This window comes from Streptococcus porcinus, assembly GCF_901542335.1.
GTDB lineage: Bacteria > Bacillota > Bacilli > Lactobacillales > Streptococcaceae > Streptococcus > Streptococcus porcinus_A.
Map to the genome: position 1 here is coordinate 552,469 of NZ_LR594036.1, position 18,836 is coordinate 571,304.

Here is an 18,836-nt window from a genome sequence, read left to right on the forward strand (position 1 = left end):
GGAGGGGGTGAAGCGATGGACTTTGACTATTTCTATAATCGTGAAGCAGAGCGATTTAATTTTCTGAAAGTGCCTGAAATATTGGTAGACGGAGAAGAATTTAAGGGACTGTCTGCTGAAGCAATTATCCTTTATTCCATGCTTTTGAAACGAACAGGAATGTCATTTAAGAATAACTGGATAGACAAGGAAGGTAGAGTATTTATCTATTTTACAGTTGAGGAAATTATGAAAAGAAGAAATATCTCAAAGCCTACTGCTATAAAAACATTGGACGAGTTAGACAGCAAAAAAGGAATAGGACTGATTGAAAGAGTAAGGCTTGGACTTGGTAAGCCGAATGTCATTTATGTCAAAGACTTTATGAGCATAATAGTGGTAAAAGAAAATGACTTTCAGAAGTCAAAAAACTTAACTTCAGAAGTAAAAGATTTTAACCTCAGAAGTAAAGAAAATGAACTTCAGGAAGTTCAAAATGTTGACTCTAACTATATAGAGAATAATAAGAGTAAGTATAGTAAGAGAGAATATAGTTTTGGTGAAAACGGACTTGGAACATTTCAAAATGTCTTTTTAAAGGATGAGGATATAGGTGAATTACAAATAAAAATGGCAGGACAGCTCGGTAACTACATTGAGAGATTATCAACATATCTTCAAAGCACCGGAAAGACATATAAAGACCATAAAGCTACAATTCTTTCTTGGTTTTATAAAGATCAGGGAAGTAAAAAAACATCCAATATCCCTACATGGGAGGAATATAACAAAGGAGTACATCTATGATTAAAGAATTAGAAAAAGTGATGATAGAAGATGTGGAATATAGCTTTGATCCTGAAAAAGAATACATCAAAGACGGACACGCATACTGTAAAGTGTGCCATGAAAGAAAAGACGGGAAAGCATTAGAGTTTTTCGGAAAGCAGATGATATTTAAGACAGCTTGTAAATGCGATAGAGATAGAGAAGCAAAAGAAAAAGAAAGACAAAAGCAGCTTGAAATCGAGAGATTAAAAAGTATCTGCTTCATCTCCATGATTCAATGGGCATATACTTTTGAAAACTATCAGGGAAAAGAAAATCAAAGCCTTATCATCGCAAAGAATTTTGTAAAAGATTATGAACTTATGAAAAAAGAAAATGTCGGACTTCTGTTCTATGGCTCCGTTGGAAGCGGAAAGACCTATCTTGCCTGCTCCATTGCAAATGCACTGATTGAACAATATCAGATAAGCGTTAAGATTAGAAACTTTTCACAGATAATAAATGAACTGCAAAAAGGCGGATTTGACCTTGATAAAAACGCATATATCGAATCCCTTGTAAACACTTCCGTTCTCATCTTAGATGATTTAGGAATTGAAAGAGATACAAGCTATGCCAAAGAGCAGGTATATAACATCGTGAATAACAGGTACTTAAAGCATAAGCCGACAATCTTTACTACAAATCTTTCTTACAGCCAAATTGAAAACTGTATGGAGAGCGTGGAATACCAAAGAATTTACTCAAGAATTATCGAGATGTGTATTCCTGTGATGGTACTTGGAGAAGATTACAGGAAAGTTATTCAGGAAGGGAAATTAAAGAGGAATAAAGAAAGACTACTGACAGGAGGTGAGAGGACTTGATCAATGAAGAAATAGCAAGAAAAACGCTGAATATGGAAGTTAGAGCTGCTAAAGTAACAGGAAAGCTAATTCTGAACTTATTAAAGAAATTGATGAAAGAGGCAGAGAAACTTGGAGGGCTTGAAAAGCTCGTTAATAGCAAAGGAAATGAAGTAAAACTCAAAGATATGGTTAAAAAGGGACAACTTGAAGAAATTCCGGTAGAAGAAGCAGAGCTAAAGGAACTGAAAAAAGAGCTGAACAGATATGGGGTTAAGTTTTCTGTGATGAAAAATAAAGAAAGTGGAAAATACTCCGTATTCTTTCAGGCAAAAGACATGAAAGTAATGGATAAAGCTTTCAAACACGCTCTTTCAGAATCAGAAAAGAAAACGAAAAGAATCAATTTACAAGAATATTGAGAAATTTAAGGAGATGGCTAAAAATTCCCTTTCAAAAGATAAAGTCAAGAATAAACAAAAGGAGCAGAGCCTATGATAGATAAGATACTAAAAGACATAAAAGGCTTGTTCAAAGTGCAGGATAAGGCAAAGTTTATTAAACAGAACATTCCCTATCTTGCATTTTTCTATTTAGGAAACATCTTTGCCCATCATGTGAGAAGCTATACTGGTGGTGATGTCATAGATAAAATCTTTCAGGGAATATTAGAGCTTAATACCATGAGTTTTCTTCCAAGTATTCATCCTATGGATATTTTAATGGGAGTGGTAGTAGCGGTTTTAATCAAATTTATCGTATATACCAAAGGGAAAAATGCCAAAAAGTTTAGACAGGGAAAAGAGTATGGCTCAGCAAGATGGGGAACGACAAAAGATATTCAGCCGTATATGGATGAAAAGTTTAAAAACAACATTTTGCTTACACAAACTGAGCGATTAACCATGAATGGCAGACCGGCAAATCCAAAGTATGCGAGAAATAAGAATGTACTTGTTATTGGTGGTTCAGGATCAGGTAAAACAAGATTTTATGTAAAACCGAACCTAATGCAAATGCACTCGTCATATTGTGTTACAGATCCTAAAGGAACGATAGTAATTGAGTGTGGAAAGATGCTTGAAGATAATGGATATGAAATAAAAATCTTAAATACCATCAACTTCAAAAAGAGCATGAAGTACAATCCATTCGCTTACCTCAGAAGTGAAAAAGACATACTCAAATTGGTACAGACAATTATTGCAAACACTAAGGGTGAGGGAGAAAAAGCAGGTGAGGATTTTTGGGTGAAAGCCGAAAAACTCTACTATACAGCTCTTATCGGATATATCTTCTATGAAGCTCCAAAAGAAGAAAAGAACTTCGCAACACTACTTGATATGATAGATGCTTCAGAAGTCAGGGAAGATGATGAAACATATATGAATCCCATTGATAGGCTATTTGAAGCATTGGAAAAGAAAGAGCCTACGCACTTTGCAGTCAAGCAATATAAGAAGTACAAACTTGCTGCTGGAAAGACAGCAAAATCTATTCTTATATCTTGTGGTGCAAGGCTTGCTCCATTTGATATTCAGGAACTTAGAGATTTGATGAGTGAAGACGAACTTGAGCTTGATACATTGGGAGATAGAAAGACAGCACTCTTTGTTATTATCTCTGATACAGATGATACCTTTAACTTTGTAGTGTCTATTATGTATTCACAGTTATTTAATCTACTTTGCGATAAGGCGGATGATGTATATGGTGGCAGACTTCCTGTTCATGTAAGATGCTTACTTGATGAGTTTGCAAATATCGGCTTAATTCCAAAGTTTGAGAAGCTCATAGCCACAATTAGAAGTAGAGAAATTTCAGCGAGCATTATCTTACAGGCACAATCTCAGCTAAAGGCGATATATAAGGATAATGCTGATACCATTGTGGGTAACTGTGATAGTACCTTATTCTTAGGTGGAAAGGAAAAAACAACACTGAAAGAGCTGTCCGAAACGCTTGGTAAAGAAACTATCGACCTTTACAATACATCAGAGACAAGGTCAAATCAAAAGAGCTTTGGCTTAAACTACCAAAAAACAGGAAAGGAACTTATGAGCCAAGATGAGATAACGGTTATGGACGGAAGCAAATGTATCTTTCAGCTTAGAGGTGTAAGACCTTTTCTATCAGATAAATTCGATATTACAAAGCATAAGAACTATAAGTTGCTTGAGGACTATGACAAGAAGAATTTGTTTGATATTGAAAGCTACATGAAGCGAAAAGGCAAAGCAAAATTAAATAGAGAAACAATTATTACAAGGGTATAGGTTAAAAATTAAAAGTATTAGATAGTATTTTCGTTTGGTATAATTAAAAATAAGAAAAGTACAATTTGCAGAGAGGAGAATTTATTGAATAATAAAGATTTAATAGGAAAAATTCATTCGTCCATGTATCATCAATTAAAAAAACGGGGATATGCTACAGCAGTAGATGTACTTATGGATTTAGGGGTGCTTTCAAAAGCAAATTATGAACTTTGGAGGAACGGGAAAGTCTCATATTTAGAAAAAGTATGCAATATCAATTTAAAAAAGCTCTCCACAATCTTACATGAAATAAGAGTATATGCTAAAAAAATGAGCTTAAAGCCATCCTATTGCGTATATAAAAAGTGGGCGGTAAAGAAAAAGAATGGGCAAGGGAAAAAGCCGGTAATGAAGCTAAGGTTTAGTAAAAGCGGTTCAGATGATATTGAGAAATGGTATGCCACTCATCTTGTAGATATGAAAAGAATAGAGCAGCTTAAAGAAGAAAAACAAAAAATAGTTAATAGTGATGAAGAGCAGTAAGTCTAAAAAATAGATTTGCTGCTTTTTTTATGTTCAGAGAAGCAGGAGGTAATATGTTCAGGATAAGAAGTCCCACTTAAAAGAAAACTAAATAGTAAGAGCATCAGCGATTGGAAAAGAAAAACTCCAGTCGCTTTTTTTATTGAAAAGAAAAGGAGAAATTTTAATGAAGCAAGAAATGATTAACATCAACGCCAACTTGTTGGCAGAGCCTACTTTTTCAAGTTTTGAAAAAGAGGGGGAGGAAGTAGAAGTTGCAAACTTCACGCTTGTAAAAAAGTATGGAAAGGGCAAGGAATATATCAACTGTGCAGCTTACGGAGAAAAAGCGGAGAAAGCAAAGGACTTTGAAAAAGGCGATTTGATTCATGTATTCGGCTACTTTAAGAAGCGTGAAAAAGAGGGAAAGACTTTCAAAAACTTTGTAGTGAAGTCATACAACAAGATTGAGAAGAAAGAAGAAAATGAGGAGGAATAAATTATGGAATTTTTTACACAGGCAGTTAATGTATTAAAAATTTTAGTTATGGCAGTAGGAGCAGGACTTGGAGCATGGGGCGTTATCAACCTGATGGAAGGATATGGGAATGACAATCCGGGAGCCAAGAGTCAGGGGATCAAGCAGTTGATGGCGGGAGGAGGTATTGTCCTTATCGGACTTAAGCTAATTCCACTTCTTGCCAATGTACTCAAGTAAGAAGAAAAGGAGAGCTTAGATGTTTGGAATATTCGACAAGATAGAAGAATTCTTTAAGGAACTTCTACTGGGCGGTATCCAAGCAAATCTTGAGTCCATGTTTCTTGACATCAACGATAAAGTTGGTGCAGTTGCGGCAGATGTGGGGAAAACACCTATGGGGTGGAACGGACAGGTTTTCAGCTTTATTAAGAGTATTAACGATTCCGTCATTATTCCCATAGCGGGGCTAATCATTACGGCAGTCCTTTGTATCGAGCTTATCAATATGGTTATGCAAAAGAACAATATGCACGATACGGATACCTTTGAATTTTTCAAATACATCATCAAGATGTGGATTGCTGTATGGTTAGTATCCCATGCCTTTGAATTTTCAATGGCGGTCTTTGATGTAGCACAGCACATGGTAAACAAAGCGGCAGGGGGTGATCAACACCTCTGCCACCGTTTCCGGAGATCAAATTGTGGCAATGGTTGATTCCTTAAAAGATAAGGGGATTGGGGAGCTTGTCATGATTCTCTTTGAAACCTCAATCATAAAGGTTGCCATAGAGGCAATTTCCATTGTAATTATGCTTGTGGTTTACGGAAGAATGTTTGAGATATATGTTTACTCATCGGTATCAGCCATTCCGTTTGCTACGATGGGAAACAAAGAATGGGGACAGATTGGAACAAACTACATCAAAGGGCTGTTTGCCATTGGATTACAAGGACTCTTTTTAATGGTTTGTCTTGGAATATACGCAGTATTAGTTAAGACAATACAGATAACAGATATACACACAAGTACCATGACGATACTTGGATATGCAGTTTTGCTGGGGTTAATGATGTTAAAAAGCGGAACACTGGCCAAAAGCGTATTAAATGCACACTAATAGAAAGGAAGGATAGTATGAAAAAAAGAAAAACATTATTTATATCAGTAGTAGTTGGAACAGGTATTTTGGCAGTAATGGATAGAATCAAGCTTTACAGCAAGGTGAATGACTTGGAAGAAAGAACACAGGACATCGGTCGCTGCCATAATGATTTTTGCTTAATGCAGGAACGATATAACAGAAGTATGAATGAACAGATAGAAAGCATTCAGGATGAAATCGGATCTGTATATGAACATCTTGAGGAGCTGTCAAAGGGAAAAAAAGATGGGAGGTAGGTTATGGCGTATGTACCAATCCCAAAAGACTTAAAGAATGTAAAGGCAAAAGTAGCCTTTAACTTAACGAAAAGGCAGCTCATAGGATTTACCATTGCAGGACTGGTAGGATTACCGGTCTATTTATTTATGCGAAAAATTGTGCCGAATGATATAGCTGTCATATTTCTCATTGTGTCTACTCTCCCAATATTTTTTATCACTCTTTTTGAAAAGGACGGACTGACCTTTGAGAAATATTTTAAGCACATTTACCTTCATAAGTTTTATCAACCGCAAAAGAGAGTGAGAAAGGAGGTTTATCTTGAAAGACAAAAGAAAGATACAGCAGTTAAAGTTAGAGCAAAGCAAAAAGGCATTAAAAAGTCAAAAACAGGACTTAAAGCACAATAAGGGGACGGTTAAAAAAGACAAAGGTGGACTGTTTGACCTTATTTTTAAGAAGGAGCCGAAAAGATACACTGTTGAAGATACCATTCCCTATCTTAGACTCTTAAAAATCGGGATATGCCAGCTTGATGAAAAGCACTTCAGTAAAAGCATAGCCTTTCAGGATATTAACTATCAGCTTGCTTTAGATGAAGATAGAGATTTGATTTTTAATCAGTTTGCAAACTTTCTAAATTCCTTTGATCCAAGTGTCAGCATTGAGTTTTCCTACATCAATCAGCTTGGAAGAAACGAAGAAATGAAATCTGCCATTCAGATACCGGATAAAAAAGATGGCTTTGATGATATACGACTTGAATTTAGAGAAATGCTTAAAAGTCAGATTGTAAAGGGAAATAACGGACTAAAAAAATCAAAATATATAACCTTTACAGCAGAAGCGGATAATTTAGAGCAGGCTATTTCAAAACTGGAAAGACTGGAGATAGATATATTATCTAATCTTAAAAGCATGGGTGTAAGAGCGGAAAGCCTTAACGGAGAAGAAAGGCTAAAGATACTTCACGATATGTTAAATCCCAATAAGACCTTTGAGTTTTCATACAAAGACTTAAAGAAAAGGGAAAGCACAAAGACATATATTGCTCCTGATGAATTTAACTTTACTCCGTCAAGGTATTTTAAGTTTGGAAAGTTTATCGGAGCTGCAAGTCATTTTCAAATCCTTGCCAGCGAGCTTTCAGACCGTATGCTTGCCGAGTTTTTGGATATAGATGATAACATCAATATCTCTTTTCATATTAAGGCAATTGATCAGTCAGAAGCCATCAAGATGGTAAAAAGAAAAAATACCGATATTGATAAGATGAGAATTGAGGAAAACAAAAAGGCGGTAAGGTCAGGCTATGACATGGACATTCTTCCAAGTGATTTAATTACCTATGGAGAAGATGTAAAAAGCCTTCTAAAAGACTTGCAGACCAGAGATGAGAGAATGTTTGTTGTAACGATTGTTTTTATGAACTTTGCAAGGACAGTGCAAAAACTCGATAACACCATCGCTCAGATAAGCTCCATTGCCAATAAGCACAACTGTAAATTGAAAAGACTTGATCATACGCAGGAACAGGGACTTATCAGCGTGTTACCTCTTGGCGTAAACAAGATTGAGATAGATAGAGGACTAACCTCATCATCTACGGCAGTATTTATGCCCTTTACTACAGAGGAGCTTTTCATCAATTCAAGTAACAGCCTTTATTACGGATTAAATGCCCTAAGCCATAACCTGATTATGGCAGATAGGAAAAAACTCAAAAATCCAAATGGTCTAATCTTAGGAACACCGGGTAGCGGTAAGTCATTTTCTGCCAAGCGTGAAATGGCAAATGCGATTCTTGTAACAGATGATGATGTGATTATTTGCGATCCGGAGGGCGAGGTGCGACAAGAAGTCGTGTTGTAAATTGCTAGTTTAGCTACTCTATCCATTTGGAGTAATCCTACCACAGCCTGCTTGACTGGTAACGGTCATGTTGGGAAGCCTGTGGGACAATATGGAAAGTCTGATAGCCTAAATCAGATGGACTGTTAGGATAAGAATACTATGGTGAACAGACGTGAATCATCGCAAGAGTCGTTACAGGGACTAAGTGAAATAAGGCTGACACACTTACACCAAAAGGTACGGAGGAGGTCATTGGGGCTTTCGTAACCTGATGACAAATGGACATATTCTTCCCGGCTCAAAGATGGCACCTAAGGTATTCACAATTATTTATAACACGGAACTTGGTAAGCCCTATGTATTCCTTTTAATCGTTAGAAGGTATTGAACTCGTAAGAGGGATAGACGATACAGAGGGTAGAGGAAAGGATAAAAAGCGAATGCTCCAGCTGTAACGGTAGGAGATAGGGGTTCAAACTTTGCCCTGACCTGAAAGGGTGCAGACTTATCCTATGGTATTTTATGACAAGAAATGGAGGTAAACCTATGAATGATAAATATTCAACGACAGCACAAGCTGAGAAGTTATCACACAAGCAACTGCTTGCGAAACAATGGAAAAGCATTGATTGGAAGAGAGCAGAACAAGAAGTGAATAGGCTACAAATCAGGATTGTCAAGGCTACTCAAGCCAAACACACTAACACAGTGAAAAGACTTCAATATTTACTAACCCATTCGTTCTATGCCAAGGCACTTGCCGTTCGTCGAGTAACGACTAACAAAGGCAAGAAAACAGCTGGTATAGATGGTGAACTATGGACGACACCTGCTCAAAAGATGGAAGCTCTCCTGTCTCTAACGGATAAAGGCTACAAAGCCAGTCCGTTAAGACGGGTTTACATCGACAAAAAGGGGAAAAAGAAGAAACGTCCATTAGGGATTCCGACCATGTACGATAGAGCTATGCAGGCACTCTATGCTTTAGCACTAGAACCTATCGCAGAGACAACCGCAGATACCAAATCATACGGTTTTCGAAAAGGAAGAAGCTGTCAAGACGCTTGTGAATATATCTTCACAGCACTATCACGAAAAGCTTCTCCTCAGTGGATTTTAGAGGGGGATATTAAAGGCTGTTTTGACAATATCAGTCATGACTGGCTCTTAGAGAATATTCCGATGGATAAATCTATCTTGAAACAATTCCTTAAAGCAGGTTTTGTGTTCAAGGGTGAGTTATTCCCAACGGAAGACGGCACACCACAAGGTGGTATCATTTCGCCTATCCTTGCCAATATGGCACTAGATGGGTTACAACAGGTCTTATCAGATAGATTCCACACCAATCGTTTAGGGAAAGTCGACCTTCGATTCAAGAATAGCCATAAAGTCAATCTTATCCGTTATGCGGATGATTTTATCGTCACAGCTGCGACACAAGAAATTGCTTTAGAGGCTAAAGAATTGATTAGAGAGTTTCTGCTTGGACGAGGTTTAGAGCTGTCAGAGGAAAAGACATTGGTAACTCATATCAACGATGGTTTCGACCTACTTGGTTGGAATTTTCGGAAGTACAAGGGGAAATTGATTGTCAAACCTTCTAAGAATTCTATTCAAACAGTTATTGGTAAATTCTCAGAAACCATTCTCAAGCGAGGAAAAGCATGGGAACAAGAAGTCCTAATCATGAAACTGAATCAACAGATACGAGGATGGACAAACTACCACCAATCCGTTTGTGCTAGTGAAGCCTTCTCCTATCTGGACTATCAGATATACGAATTATTGTGGCGATGGGCAAAACGTCGTCATCCAAAGAAAGGTCAGTGGTGGATTTCGACCAAGTATTGGCATAGAAGAGGCAATCGAAGTTGGGTATTCGCTTCAGGCGATAAAGAACTCATTCGAGTTGACCATACTGCTATCGTCAGACACACAAAGGTCAGAGAAAACGCTAATCCTTACTTGGATACAGACTATTTTGCTCAACGAACCTTTAATCATGGTATGAAACGGTTGACAGGTCGTTTTAAACTTGTTTGGAAGAAACAAAACGGACGCTGTCATCACTGTGGACTCCCGATGGAACTTGGAGAAGATAGAGAAATTTTCTTTAAAGTTCCAAAATCCAAGGGAGGTGTGGAAGAAATTGATAATATGGCTTATGTGCATCGTTATTGTCAACGACTATTTATTGAGAGCCGCTCGAAAGAGTGATGAAATGCTTGAGCCGTATGAGGGGAAACTCTCACGTACGGTTCTTAGAGAGGAAGGTGGTAGTAATACCACTAACCTACTCGACTACGGAAACCTTGTAAGGCAGTTTAATGGAGAAGTGATTAAGGTTAGCAGTAAGTCAAAAGACTACTTAAATCCCCTTGACATCAATATGAACTATGGCGATGGGGACGCACCACTAAAAGACAAGGCAAACTTTATCATGAGTATGCTTGAGCTTGTAGTAGGTGGCAGTGGTCTTACGGCAGAAGAAAAGTCTGTTATTGATAGATGCCTGCCAAAGATTTATGAAAAGTATTTTGAAAATCCGACTCCTGAGAATATGCCAATACTTCAAGACCTATACGATATGTTAAAAGGACAGGAAGAAAAGGTCGGTAAGAAGCTGGCAACAGAGATGGAAATCTATGTATCAGGCTCTCTTAATGTCTTTAACCATAGGTCAAATGTGGACTTAAATAAGAAGCTCCTGTGTTTTGATATTAAAGAGCTTGGAAGTCAGTTAAAGAAAATAGGAATGCTTGTTATTCAGGATCAGGTGTGGAACAAGGTATCGCAAAACAGAGGAAACAAAGCGACAAGATACTATATCGACGAGTTTCATTTACTTTTAAAAGATGAGCAGACAGCTTCATACTCGGTTGAGATATGGAAGAGATTTAGAAAATGGGGAGGTATCCCGACAGGCATTACGCAAAATGTCAAAGACCTACTTATGAGTAAGGAGATAGAAAATATCTTTGATAATACGGACTTTGTCTTAATGCTCAATCAGGCTTCGGGAAATAGAGAAATACTTGCAAAAAAACTTAAAATCTCACTTCCGCAGCTCAGATATGTTACCAACTCCAATGAGGGTGAGGGACTACTATTCTTTGGAAATACCATTGTTCCATTTATCGACAAATTTCCAAAAGATACGATTCTATATCAGAAGATGACTACCAAGCCGGAAGAAGTGAGGTAGCCTATGGGAAAGAAGCTGAAAAAGGACTTTAAGGAAAGGCATAAGGCAAGCCTTGAAAAAGAAATGCTCCATAGTGAAACAAACATTATACCTGAAGAAAGCAAGCTAAAGGATACCGATGATTACAGAGAAAAAATCGTTCATGAAAAAGATAGATTTCAAGATAAAGTGCATGAAAAGATAAGTAAGATAAATGCTGATACTGAAAAGGCTTATGGAACTCTTAAGAGAAACGCAAAATATAGAGCGACAGATAAGGGGAACATAACTTCTGTAACTGAAACAGAAAGATCGGATTGTATTACAGAGGTAAAGGATGGAAAAATCTATGATCCTTTAGGAAAAGACCTTGATAATGACGGGATTATAGACAGATACGATAATGACTTCAGGGATAGCGACTATTTTGAATCAACCTATGAGGTAGAGGATAATCTTTCGCATAAAGAAAAATCATTAGAAAATTCCTCGAAAAATCATAAGACTCAAAAAAGCAGGTATAAGAGAAAAAACTATTCTGAAAGCCTTTATACAAGGAAAAAGGACGATGCACCAAAAGTAAATCAGGCTGAAGATAAAAAGGCGGGAAAAGATGTTGTTAGCGAAAAAGTTCATAGTAACCTATCAAAAGATCAAAAGAAAAAGCTAAAAAAAGATATGGTAAAAGTATCTGCCCTTTCAGGACTTGCCAAAGGAAGTGAAACCGTAAGAGATTATTTATCTCATGGAAGTGATGAAAATCAAGGCGTAGAAGCAGGAGAAAAGACGGCTGATGCAAGTTCAAAACTCATTCATGGCATAAAGAATTATTCGGATAGGAAAAGAGCGAAAAAAGCTTATAACCTTACAAATAAGGACTATAAAATCAGAAAGCGTAAATCCAAGTTAGAGTTTCGTGATGCCAAAGAGGAGCTTAAAAAGACAGATGAGTATAAAAGAGCAAGTGCCTATAAAAGATTTCAAAAGAAAAATCAGGTAAAGGCTGCAATTCGTCGTGAGAATAAGTCAAGGCTTAGAGATCGGATTAAAGAGGGACTTATCGGAACGCTGAAAAGCTCAAAACATATGATTATCCGAAGAGCCAAAGGGCTTATGCTTATCTTCGTAGGTATCATTATTTTGGGAACTTTCTTTATTAACTTTGCAGGAGCGGGAATGACGGGATTTATGAACTCCACAAGTTCCGTCCTTACAACAACCTACTTATCAAAGCCTAATGTCCTAAATGAAATCAATGAGAATTTTTCAGGGATGGAAAAGGATCTGAAAAACGAGGTTGACAATGTTAAAGAAAATTACCCCGGATATGATGAGTACATTTTAAATAACACAGAGTACATCGGTCATAATGTCCATGAGCTTTTATCCTACATTACATCAAGGTGTGGAGAAGTAAAGAGTGCATCGGAAGTAGAATCCATATTGAAAGAATTGTTTGAGTCCATGTATGAACTTGAATACAAGGAAAAAGTGGAAATAAGGTATAGAACGGTTACGGAAACCTATACCGATGAAGAGGAAAATGAATATACCGAAAGCCACGAAGAACCGTATGAGTATAGAAAGCTTATTGTAACGCTTCATAAAAGGGAAATGGACAGCATTATACGGGAAGTCTTTGCTGAGTACCCCGATAATTTAAATCACTATGAAGCCTTATTCCTTGCTCAAGGCAATATGGGAGAAGTCTTTGGCAATAGCGACCTGATTGCTTCAAATGGAGGTATCGGAGGAGGAAAAGAGTATGAGGCTTCTACGGAAGTTCAAAAGAAGATTGTAAATGCTGCATATATTACGCCATCTCCGGGTTCAGGATGGTGTGCAATGTGGGTATCGCAGGTCTATCAAAATGCGGGACTTGGCTATATAGGTGGAAATGCCTGTGATATGTATAGAAACTATACCTTTACATCAGACAGGTCAAAACTCAAGGTTGGAATGCTTGTGGCTGTAGAAAGCAGCAGTAGCGGAAGCAGTGCAGGACTTACTTATGGTCATGTCGGCATTTATATCGGAGACGGAAAGGTAATTGATAACATAGGTCATATAAGAGTAACTACCTTAGACGATTGGATTGCGACTTTTTGTAAACACCATCCGGTAGGCTTCGGTTTTCCGCCAAATGTAAACAGATAAGGAGGGAACAATGTGAAAAAAGAACTAACAGCAATTAAAAACAGAATAAGGAAGTTAAAGGATAAAAAGGCTCTGATTGATGAAGAATTGGAGCCTTTATTTATTCGCGAGGAAGAACTTGAAAATGAGGAAATCATAGCGATTTGCAGAAAAAACAACATCACAATCGGTGATTTGATGGCAAAGATAAACAGAGAAAAAGCAGAAATGAAAAAGGAGAAAACAAATGAAAACCAGTTTGAAAAAGAATAAGAAGTTTTGGTCAGCAGCACTTGCAGTAATTGTAAGTATTAGCTGCATTTTAGGACTTTGGACAGTTGTTTATGCTAAAGAGCAAAAAGGGGCGGATACGCCTACAAGTGATAAGGCTGTCCAAACGGAAGTTGAAGTTAATGTAAAGTACATCTTTGAAGATGAAAAAGTCTTTAAGGAAGAAAAGATTAAGGCTGAAAAAGGACAGCTTCTTGATAGCGGAGATCTTCCGATGCTTTCTGATGACATGAAATTCATTGATGAGTTTCTATTTTATGAAGTAAAGGGCGATGGAAATGATGAAATTATCCGTAAGGTAGCAAAGATAGAAGTTAAGGATAAGGAAACGCAGACAGAGGAAGAAAAGCCGAAGCAGGATGAAAGTACGCAAACAGAAACTCCCAAAACCGAAGATAAAGGTACACAGACGGAGCTTTCTAAAGACGATATTTCCAAGATGGAAAAAGAGGCTAAAGAGCTTCAGGAGAAACTTGATAAATTAAATGATGAAATCAAAGATAAAGACAAGTTAAGCGATAAGCAGAAAGAAAAGATTAAAGACCTTGAAGCTGAGATTGAAAGCCTGAAAGAGAAAGCAAAAAAGGATAAGGGAAATAAGGACTTATCGGCATATATGAAAAAGGAAATGGATAAGCTGACTGAAAAGGTGAAACAGCTTGAGAAAAAGGCAGCAGAAACAAACAAAGCTCCTGTAACATCACAATCAGCTACACCGATTAGTCCGATTTCGGGAATTAAGACAAGCTCTGGTATTCCATCTCAAACACCACAGACTTCTGTAAGCAGCACCGGGAAAGGTTCATCTGATACAGTAAGCTCAGGTAATACTACAAAGGATACAAGTAAAACTGAATCAAAGGAGAAAGAAAAGGAAGTCCGTTATCCTAATAAGCTGACACCGAAGGCTCCTGCTAATAACAGTCAGGACTCATCTATGGATAGTACAAACAAGACTGTAAATAACAATAAGGGAGTGGCTTCCGCTCCGTCAAAAGCAAGAGGAACTGTTACGGGAAATAAGGATAATGCTAATAATGATTATCCAATTCATCATGGAGATAGCAGCGATAACAAAGAAACGAATATGTATTCAGCCGATGCAAGACAGTTTATTACCTTTCAAACGAAAAACGGCAAGACCTTTCATTTGATTATCAATCACGATGAGAATAGTGAAAATGTAATGCTCCTTACAGAAGTATCTGAAGATGATCTTCTAAATATGGTTGAGAAGAAAGAAACACCGAAACAGGAGATTACCAAAGAGGAGCCGATTAAGGAAGAAGTAAAGCCTGAGAAAAAAGAAGAAAAGAGTAATTTAGGAACATATATTATTTTGCTTCTTGTTATAGGCGGAGCATTAGGATCAGGTTATTACTTTAAGGTTGTAAAAAAGAAAGAGGATAAGGAGCTTGAAGCATTAGAGGAAGAAGATGATGATTTCTTTTCTGAAGCAGAAAGTGAGGAAAAAACAGAAGAAACAGAATTCGAAGATGAAGAATAAATGCACCAAAAATAATACAGTATTTGGTGCAAATTCAGGGCGAGAGAGTAAAATCTTTCGCTCTTTTTTATTGAAAACAGGAGGGAAAAATATATATGGAACATAAACTTGTGATAGCGGAAAAACCGAGCGTAGCTATATCTATCGCCAAGGTTATCGGAGCGAAAAATAAAAAGGACGGATATTATGAGGGAAACGGACATAAGGTAAGCTGGTGTGTTGGACACTTAATTCAGATGGCAAATCCTGATGCTTATGATGAAAAATATGCAAAATGGAATATGGCTGATTTACCGATTATTCCAAGCGAATATAAGTATGATGTGGCAAAGGCAACCAAGAAACAGTTTGCCATCCTTAAAAAGCTGATGAATGATAAAGAGATTGATACGGTTATCAATGCGTGCGATGCAGGTCGTGAGGGAGAAAGTATTTTTAGACTTGTATATAACGAAGCTAAATGCAAAAAGAAAATGCAGCGTCTTTGGATTTCATCTATGGAAGATAGTGCCATTAAAGAAGGCTTTAATAATCTAAAAGACGGAAAGGATTATGATAATCTCTTTGAATCGGCACAGGCAAGAGCCATTGCAGATTGGCTTGTGGGAATAAACATCAGTAGGCTCTATTCTTGCCTATACAAGCAAAATTATTCAGTTGGCAGAGTACAAACACCTACTCTTGCCATGATTGTAAAAAGAGATGATGAAATAGCAAACTTCAAGAAAGAAAAATACTATACATTGGAGCTTTCTATGAATGGCTTTACGCTATCAACCGATAGAATTGACAACATTGATATTGCGGAGCAGCTTCAAAATCTTATCGGAGAAACGATTGAAATCACAGATGTCATTCAAAAAGAAAAGATTACAAAACCTGATTTGCCTTTTGACCTTATAACACTTCAAAGAGAGTGCAATAAGTATTTCGGATATAGTGCCAAGCAGACACTTGATTATGCACAGGGCCTTTACGAAAAGAAGCTGATTACCTATCCAAGAACAGATAGCAGATGCCTTATTGAAGATATGATTACAAGTACCATCAATAACATTTTGGGCAAAAATGACTTTGATACAGGGCGTATCAAGACGGTATTTAACTCTAAAAAGGTTACGGATCATCATGCGATTATCCCGACAATAAGCTCGCTGAGTGAAAATTTATCGGGCATTCCTGAGAGTGAAGCAAAAGTATATAGGCTTATTTCTAATAAGCTTCACGCAAGTGTGGGCTATCCTTTAATCGAGAACACAACGAAGATTGTAGCTGAATTTGACGGCTTTGAGTTTACAAGTACCGGCAAGATTATTAAGGACGAGGGCTTTACAAAGTATTTGAAAGAATATATGACTAAAAAAAGTGGAGATATAGTTTTGCCGGATGTAGGTGTAGGGGATGTACTTGCTATTGAAAGTAAGGAAGTTAAAGAAAAATATACCCAACCTCCGAAACACTTTACTGAAGATACGCTTTTAAAGTCTATGGAGATTGCAGGAAATCAAGCCTTGGAAAAAGGTGTAGAGGTGGAAAGAAAAGGACTTGGCACTCCGGCAACAAGGGCAGGGATTATTGAAAACTTAATCTTTAAGGGATTTGTCGAAAGAGATAAGAAGAATTTGATTGCCACTCATAAAGGAATCAGCCTTGTAACGATTGTAGCAGATACCTTTAAGTCGGCAGAAACGACAGCAAAGTGGGAAATGGAATTATCGGATATTGCTCAGGGAAAATCTTCAAAGGAAGAATTTTTGAAAGATATTGAAAATGAGATAAAAGAGGCTGTTTTGACATATAGCAAGTGAGTAAGGACTAATCTCAGAGTAGAAAAAATATCTTAAAAGTGCTATAATCTTTTGTAGGAAAAGTAGGGCGAAAGGAATTAGGTATGAAAGATATATTTATGGATACTGCTAAAGTTATGTCAAAAGGACAGGTTACCATTCCAAAGAGGATTAGAGAACTTTTGAATTTAGGAAATGGTGATTATGTTACTTTTGTAGTTAATAAAGATAAAGTTGAAATTCAAAATTCCAATGTTTTTATCGAAGAAAACATTAAGAAATAAAGGTGGTGAAATAAGCAGATGACGATAGATGAAATTAAGAAGTTAATTCAAACCGGAGAAAAGATAGATGTTGAGTTTAAAGAATCTAAGAATGCTTTAACTAAAGATGTCTTTGATACGGTATGTTCTTTCAATAATAGAAATGGTGGACATATTTTACTTGGTGTAAATGATAAAAGAGAGATTGTTGGAGTTAGTGAAGATAAAGTAGATAAAGTGATTAAGGAATTCACTACGGCAATTAATAATCCGCAAAAGATGTATCCACCACTTTATTTGCTGCCGCAAACTTTTGAAATTGAGGGAAAACAAGTTATTTATATAAGAGTTCCTGAAGGTTATCAGGTATGCAGACATAACGGAAGAATTTGGGATAGGTCTTATGAAGGGGACATTAATATCACAGATCATTCTGAACTTGTATATAAGTTATATGCAAGAAAACAAGGAAGCAATTTTGTAAATAAAGTATATCCGAATCTTGATATTGACTTTCTTGATGCTTCTGTCATTGAAAAAGCTAAGAAAATGGCTGTAGCAAGAAATAAAAATCATGTTTGGGAAAATATGAGTAATGAGGAGCTTCTTAGAAGTGCCAATTTGATACTGACAGATCCGGAAACAAAGCGTGAAGGAATCACATTAGCTGCTATTTTGCTATTTGGAAAAGACAACTCTATTATGTCCGTTCTTCCGCAACACAAAACTGATGCGATATTCAGGGTTGAAAATAAGGATAGATATGATGATAGAGATGTTGTCATAACAAATCTGATTGACAGCTATGACAGGCTGATAGAATTTGGACAAAAGCATTTGAATGATTTATTTGTCTTGGATGGGATTGTCAATGTCAATGCAAGAGACAGGATACTCAGAGAAATAGTTTCCAATACGCTGGCTCATAGAGATTATTCAAGTGGTTTTCCTGCAAAGATGATTATTGACGATGAGAGGATTACGGTTGAAAACAGCAACTTGGCTCATGGGATGGGAGCTTTGGATTTACAAAAGTTTGAGCCTTTTCCTAAAAATCCCGCTATATCTAAAGTTTTTAGAGAAATAGGCCTTGCGGATGAACTTGGTTCAGGAATGAGAAATACCTGCAAGTACACACAGCTTTATTCAGGACAAAACCCGTTATTTGAGGAGGGAGATATATTTAGAACAATTATTCCTCTAAAGAAGATAGCGACGCAAAAGGTTGGGGGCGACAATGTCGCTCATGATGTCGCTCAGGGTGTCGTTCACAATGTCGCTCACAATAAGATTGCCCTCGCAGAGTTTATCAAAGAAAAAGTGAGAAGCAATGATAGGATTACAAGAAAGTCTATTGCAGATGAAGCTGGAGTTAGCGTAAAGACTATCGAAAGAGCTATAAAAGAGATAGATAATCTGAATTATGTAGGTAGTGGTAATAATGGACATTGGGAACTTGATGAGTAAAAGTAAGTTGCAATACACAGAACCAAAAGGTGATTAGAGTAAAATCTAACCGCCTTTTTTGTTTGTAAAAAAGAAGGAGGTAAAA

Annotated in this window: 15 protein-coding genes and 4 pseudogenes; all 19 read left to right on the top strand. The window is 37.0% G+C overall.

The window, feature by feature from the left end:
• Window positions 1-15: 15 nt before the first annotated feature.
• Window positions 16-786 (top strand): replication initiator protein A, encoded by a 771-nt coding sequence (locus FGK96_RS02730; protein ID WP_138081122.1) that lies wholly within the window; start codon window positions 16-18, stop codon window positions 784-786.
• Entirely contained in the window at window positions 783-1,634 is an 852-nt protein-coding gene (locus FGK96_RS02735) for an ATP-binding protein (RefSeq protein ID WP_138081124.1), read from the top strand. The genes FGK96_RS02730 and FGK96_RS02735 overlap by 4 nt, the downstream gene beginning before the upstream one ends.
• A pseudogene (locus tag FGK96_RS02740) lies at window positions 1,631-2,111 on the top strand (PcfB family protein). The gene FGK96_RS02735 and the pseudogene FGK96_RS02740 overlap by 4 nt, the downstream one beginning before the upstream one ends.
• Window positions 2,108-3,889 carry a VirD4-like conjugal transfer protein, CD1115 family gene (locus FGK96_RS02745; protein WP_138081126.1) on the top strand — a complete coding sequence of 594 codons (1,782 nt, stop codon included), beginning with the start codon at window positions 2,108-2,110 and terminating at the stop codon, window positions 3,887-3,889. The pseudogene FGK96_RS02740 and the gene FGK96_RS02745 overlap by 4 nt, the downstream one beginning before the upstream one ends.
• Window positions 3,890-3,973: 84 nt before the next feature.
• Complete coding sequence (locus FGK96_RS02750) at window positions 3,974-4,414, top strand: hypothetical protein (protein WP_138081128.1); 441 nt, start codon at window positions 3,974-3,976, stop codon at window positions 4,412-4,414.
• A 166-nt stretch (window positions 4,415-4,580) separates the two neighbouring features.
• Window positions 4,581-4,892, top strand: a complete 312-nt coding sequence (locus tag FGK96_RS02755) for a single-stranded DNA-binding protein (RefSeq protein ID WP_138081130.1) — start codon at window positions 4,581-4,583, stop codon at window positions 4,890-4,892.
• 3 nt (window positions 4,893-4,895) lie between these two features.
• Window positions 4,896-5,111: a Maff2 family mobile element protein gene (locus tag FGK96_RS02760; RefSeq protein WP_000394208.1), complete on the top strand. Its 216-nt coding sequence runs from the start codon at window positions 4,896-4,898 to the stop codon at window positions 5,109-5,111.
• Between the two features lie 19 nt (window positions 5,112-5,130).
• Window positions 5,131-5,995, top strand: a pseudogene (locus FGK96_RS02765) (VirB6/TrbL-like conjugal transfer protein, CD1112 family).
• Between the two features lie 17 nt (window positions 5,996-6,012).
• Window positions 6,013-6,276, top strand: coding sequence for a conjugal transfer protein (locus FGK96_RS02770; RefSeq protein ID WP_138081131.1), 264 nt, complete (start codon window positions 6,013-6,015; stop codon window positions 6,274-6,276).
• A gap of 3 nt (window positions 6,277-6,279) precedes the next feature.
• A complete protein-coding gene (locus FGK96_RS02775) occupies window positions 6,280-6,669 on the top strand; it encodes a PrgI family protein (protein WP_138081133.1) in 390 nt (129 codons plus the stop codon).
• Window positions 6,581-8,107, top strand: a pseudogene (locus FGK96_RS02780) (VirB4-like conjugal transfer ATPase, CD1110 family); the annotation flags it as partial. The gene FGK96_RS02775 and the pseudogene FGK96_RS02780, both read left to right, overlap by 89 nt.
• Before the next feature lie 552 nt (window positions 8,108-8,659).
• A complete protein-coding gene (gene ltrA / locus FGK96_RS02785) occupies window positions 8,660-10,333 on the top strand; it encodes a group II intron reverse transcriptase/maturase (RefSeq protein WP_138081137.1) in 1,674 nt (557 codons plus the stop codon).
• An 82-nt stretch (window positions 10,334-10,415) separates the two neighbouring features.
• Window positions 10,416-11,321: pseudogene (locus tag FGK96_RS02790) on the top strand (VirB4-like conjugal transfer ATPase, CD1110 family); the annotation flags it as partial.
• 3 nt (window positions 11,322-11,324) lie between these two features.
• A complete protein-coding gene (locus FGK96_RS02795; protein ID WP_138081139.1) occupies window positions 11,325-13,457 on the top strand; it encodes a CHAP domain-containing protein in 2,133 nt (710 codons plus the stop codon).
• 12 nt (window positions 13,458-13,469) lie between these two features.
• On the top strand, window positions 13,470-13,709 hold the full coding sequence (locus tag FGK96_RS02800) for a conjugal transfer protein (RefSeq protein WP_138081141.1): 240 nt from the start codon (window positions 13,470-13,472) through the stop codon (window positions 13,707-13,709).
• Complete coding sequence (locus FGK96_RS02805; RefSeq protein ID WP_138081143.1) at window positions 13,684-15,234, top strand: CD1107 family mobile element protein; 1,551 nt, start codon at window positions 13,684-13,686, stop codon at window positions 15,232-15,234. The genes FGK96_RS02800 and FGK96_RS02805 overlap by 26 nt, the downstream gene beginning before the upstream one ends.
• Window positions 15,235-15,329: 95 nt before the next feature.
• A complete protein-coding gene (locus FGK96_RS02810) occupies window positions 15,330-17,042 on the top strand; it encodes a DNA topoisomerase 3 (RefSeq protein WP_138081145.1) in 1,713 nt (570 codons plus the stop codon).
• Window positions 17,043-17,125: 83 nt separating this feature from the next.
• A complete protein-coding gene (locus tag FGK96_RS02815; RefSeq protein ID WP_138081147.1) occupies window positions 17,126-17,305 on the top strand; it encodes an AbrB/MazE/SpoVT family DNA-binding domain-containing protein in 180 nt (59 codons plus the stop codon).
• A gap of 18 nt (window positions 17,306-17,323) precedes the next feature.
• Complete coding sequence (locus FGK96_RS02820) at window positions 17,324-18,751, top strand: helix-turn-helix domain-containing protein (protein WP_138081149.1); 1,428 nt, start codon at window positions 17,324-17,326, stop codon at window positions 18,749-18,751.
• Window positions 18,752-18,836 lie beyond the last annotated feature (85 nt).

Bases quoted from the DNA above. Each gene is read 5' to 3' on its own strand.
- FGK96_RS02730 (WP_138081122.1), top strand. From the start codon at position 16: ATGGACTTTGACTATTTCTATAATCGTGAAGCAGAGCGATTTAATTTT.
- FGK96_RS02735 (WP_138081124.1), top strand. From the start codon at position 783: ATGATTAAAGAATTAGAAAAAGTGATGATAGAAGATGTGGAATATAGC.
- FGK96_RS02745 (WP_138081126.1), top strand. From the start codon at position 2,108: ATGATAGATAAGATACTAAAAGACATAAAAGGCTTGTTCAAAGTGCAG.
- FGK96_RS02755 (WP_138081130.1), top strand. From the start codon at position 4,581: ATGAAGCAAGAAATGATTAACATCAACGCCAACTTGTTGGCAGAGCCT.
- FGK96_RS02760 (WP_000394208.1), top strand. From the start codon at position 4,896: ATGGAATTTTTTACACAGGCAGTTAATGTATTAAAAATTTTAGTTATG.
- FGK96_RS02770 (WP_138081131.1), top strand. From the start codon at position 6,013: ATGAAAAAAAGAAAAACATTATTTATATCAGTAGTAGTTGGAACAGGT.
- FGK96_RS02775 (WP_138081133.1), top strand. From the start codon at position 6,280: ATGGCGTATGTACCAATCCCAAAAGACTTAAAGAATGTAAAGGCAAAA.
- ltrA (WP_138081137.1), top strand. From the start codon at position 8,660: ATGAATGATAAATATTCAACGACAGCACAAGCTGAGAAGTTATCACAC.
- FGK96_RS02795 (WP_138081139.1), top strand. From the start codon at position 11,325: ATGGGAAAGAAGCTGAAAAAGGACTTTAAGGAAAGGCATAAGGCAAGC.
- FGK96_RS02805 (WP_138081143.1), top strand. From the start codon at position 13,684: ATGAAAACCAGTTTGAAAAAGAATAAGAAGTTTTGGTCAGCAGCACTT.
- FGK96_RS02810 (WP_138081145.1), top strand. From the start codon at position 15,330: ATGGAACATAAACTTGTGATAGCGGAAAAACCGAGCGTAGCTATATCT.
- FGK96_RS02815 (WP_138081147.1), top strand. From the start codon at position 17,126: ATGAAAGATATATTTATGGATACTGCTAAAGTTATGTCAAAAGGACAG.
- FGK96_RS02820 (WP_138081149.1), top strand. From the start codon at position 17,324: ATGACGATAGATGAAATTAAGAAGTTAATTCAAACCGGAGAAAAGATA.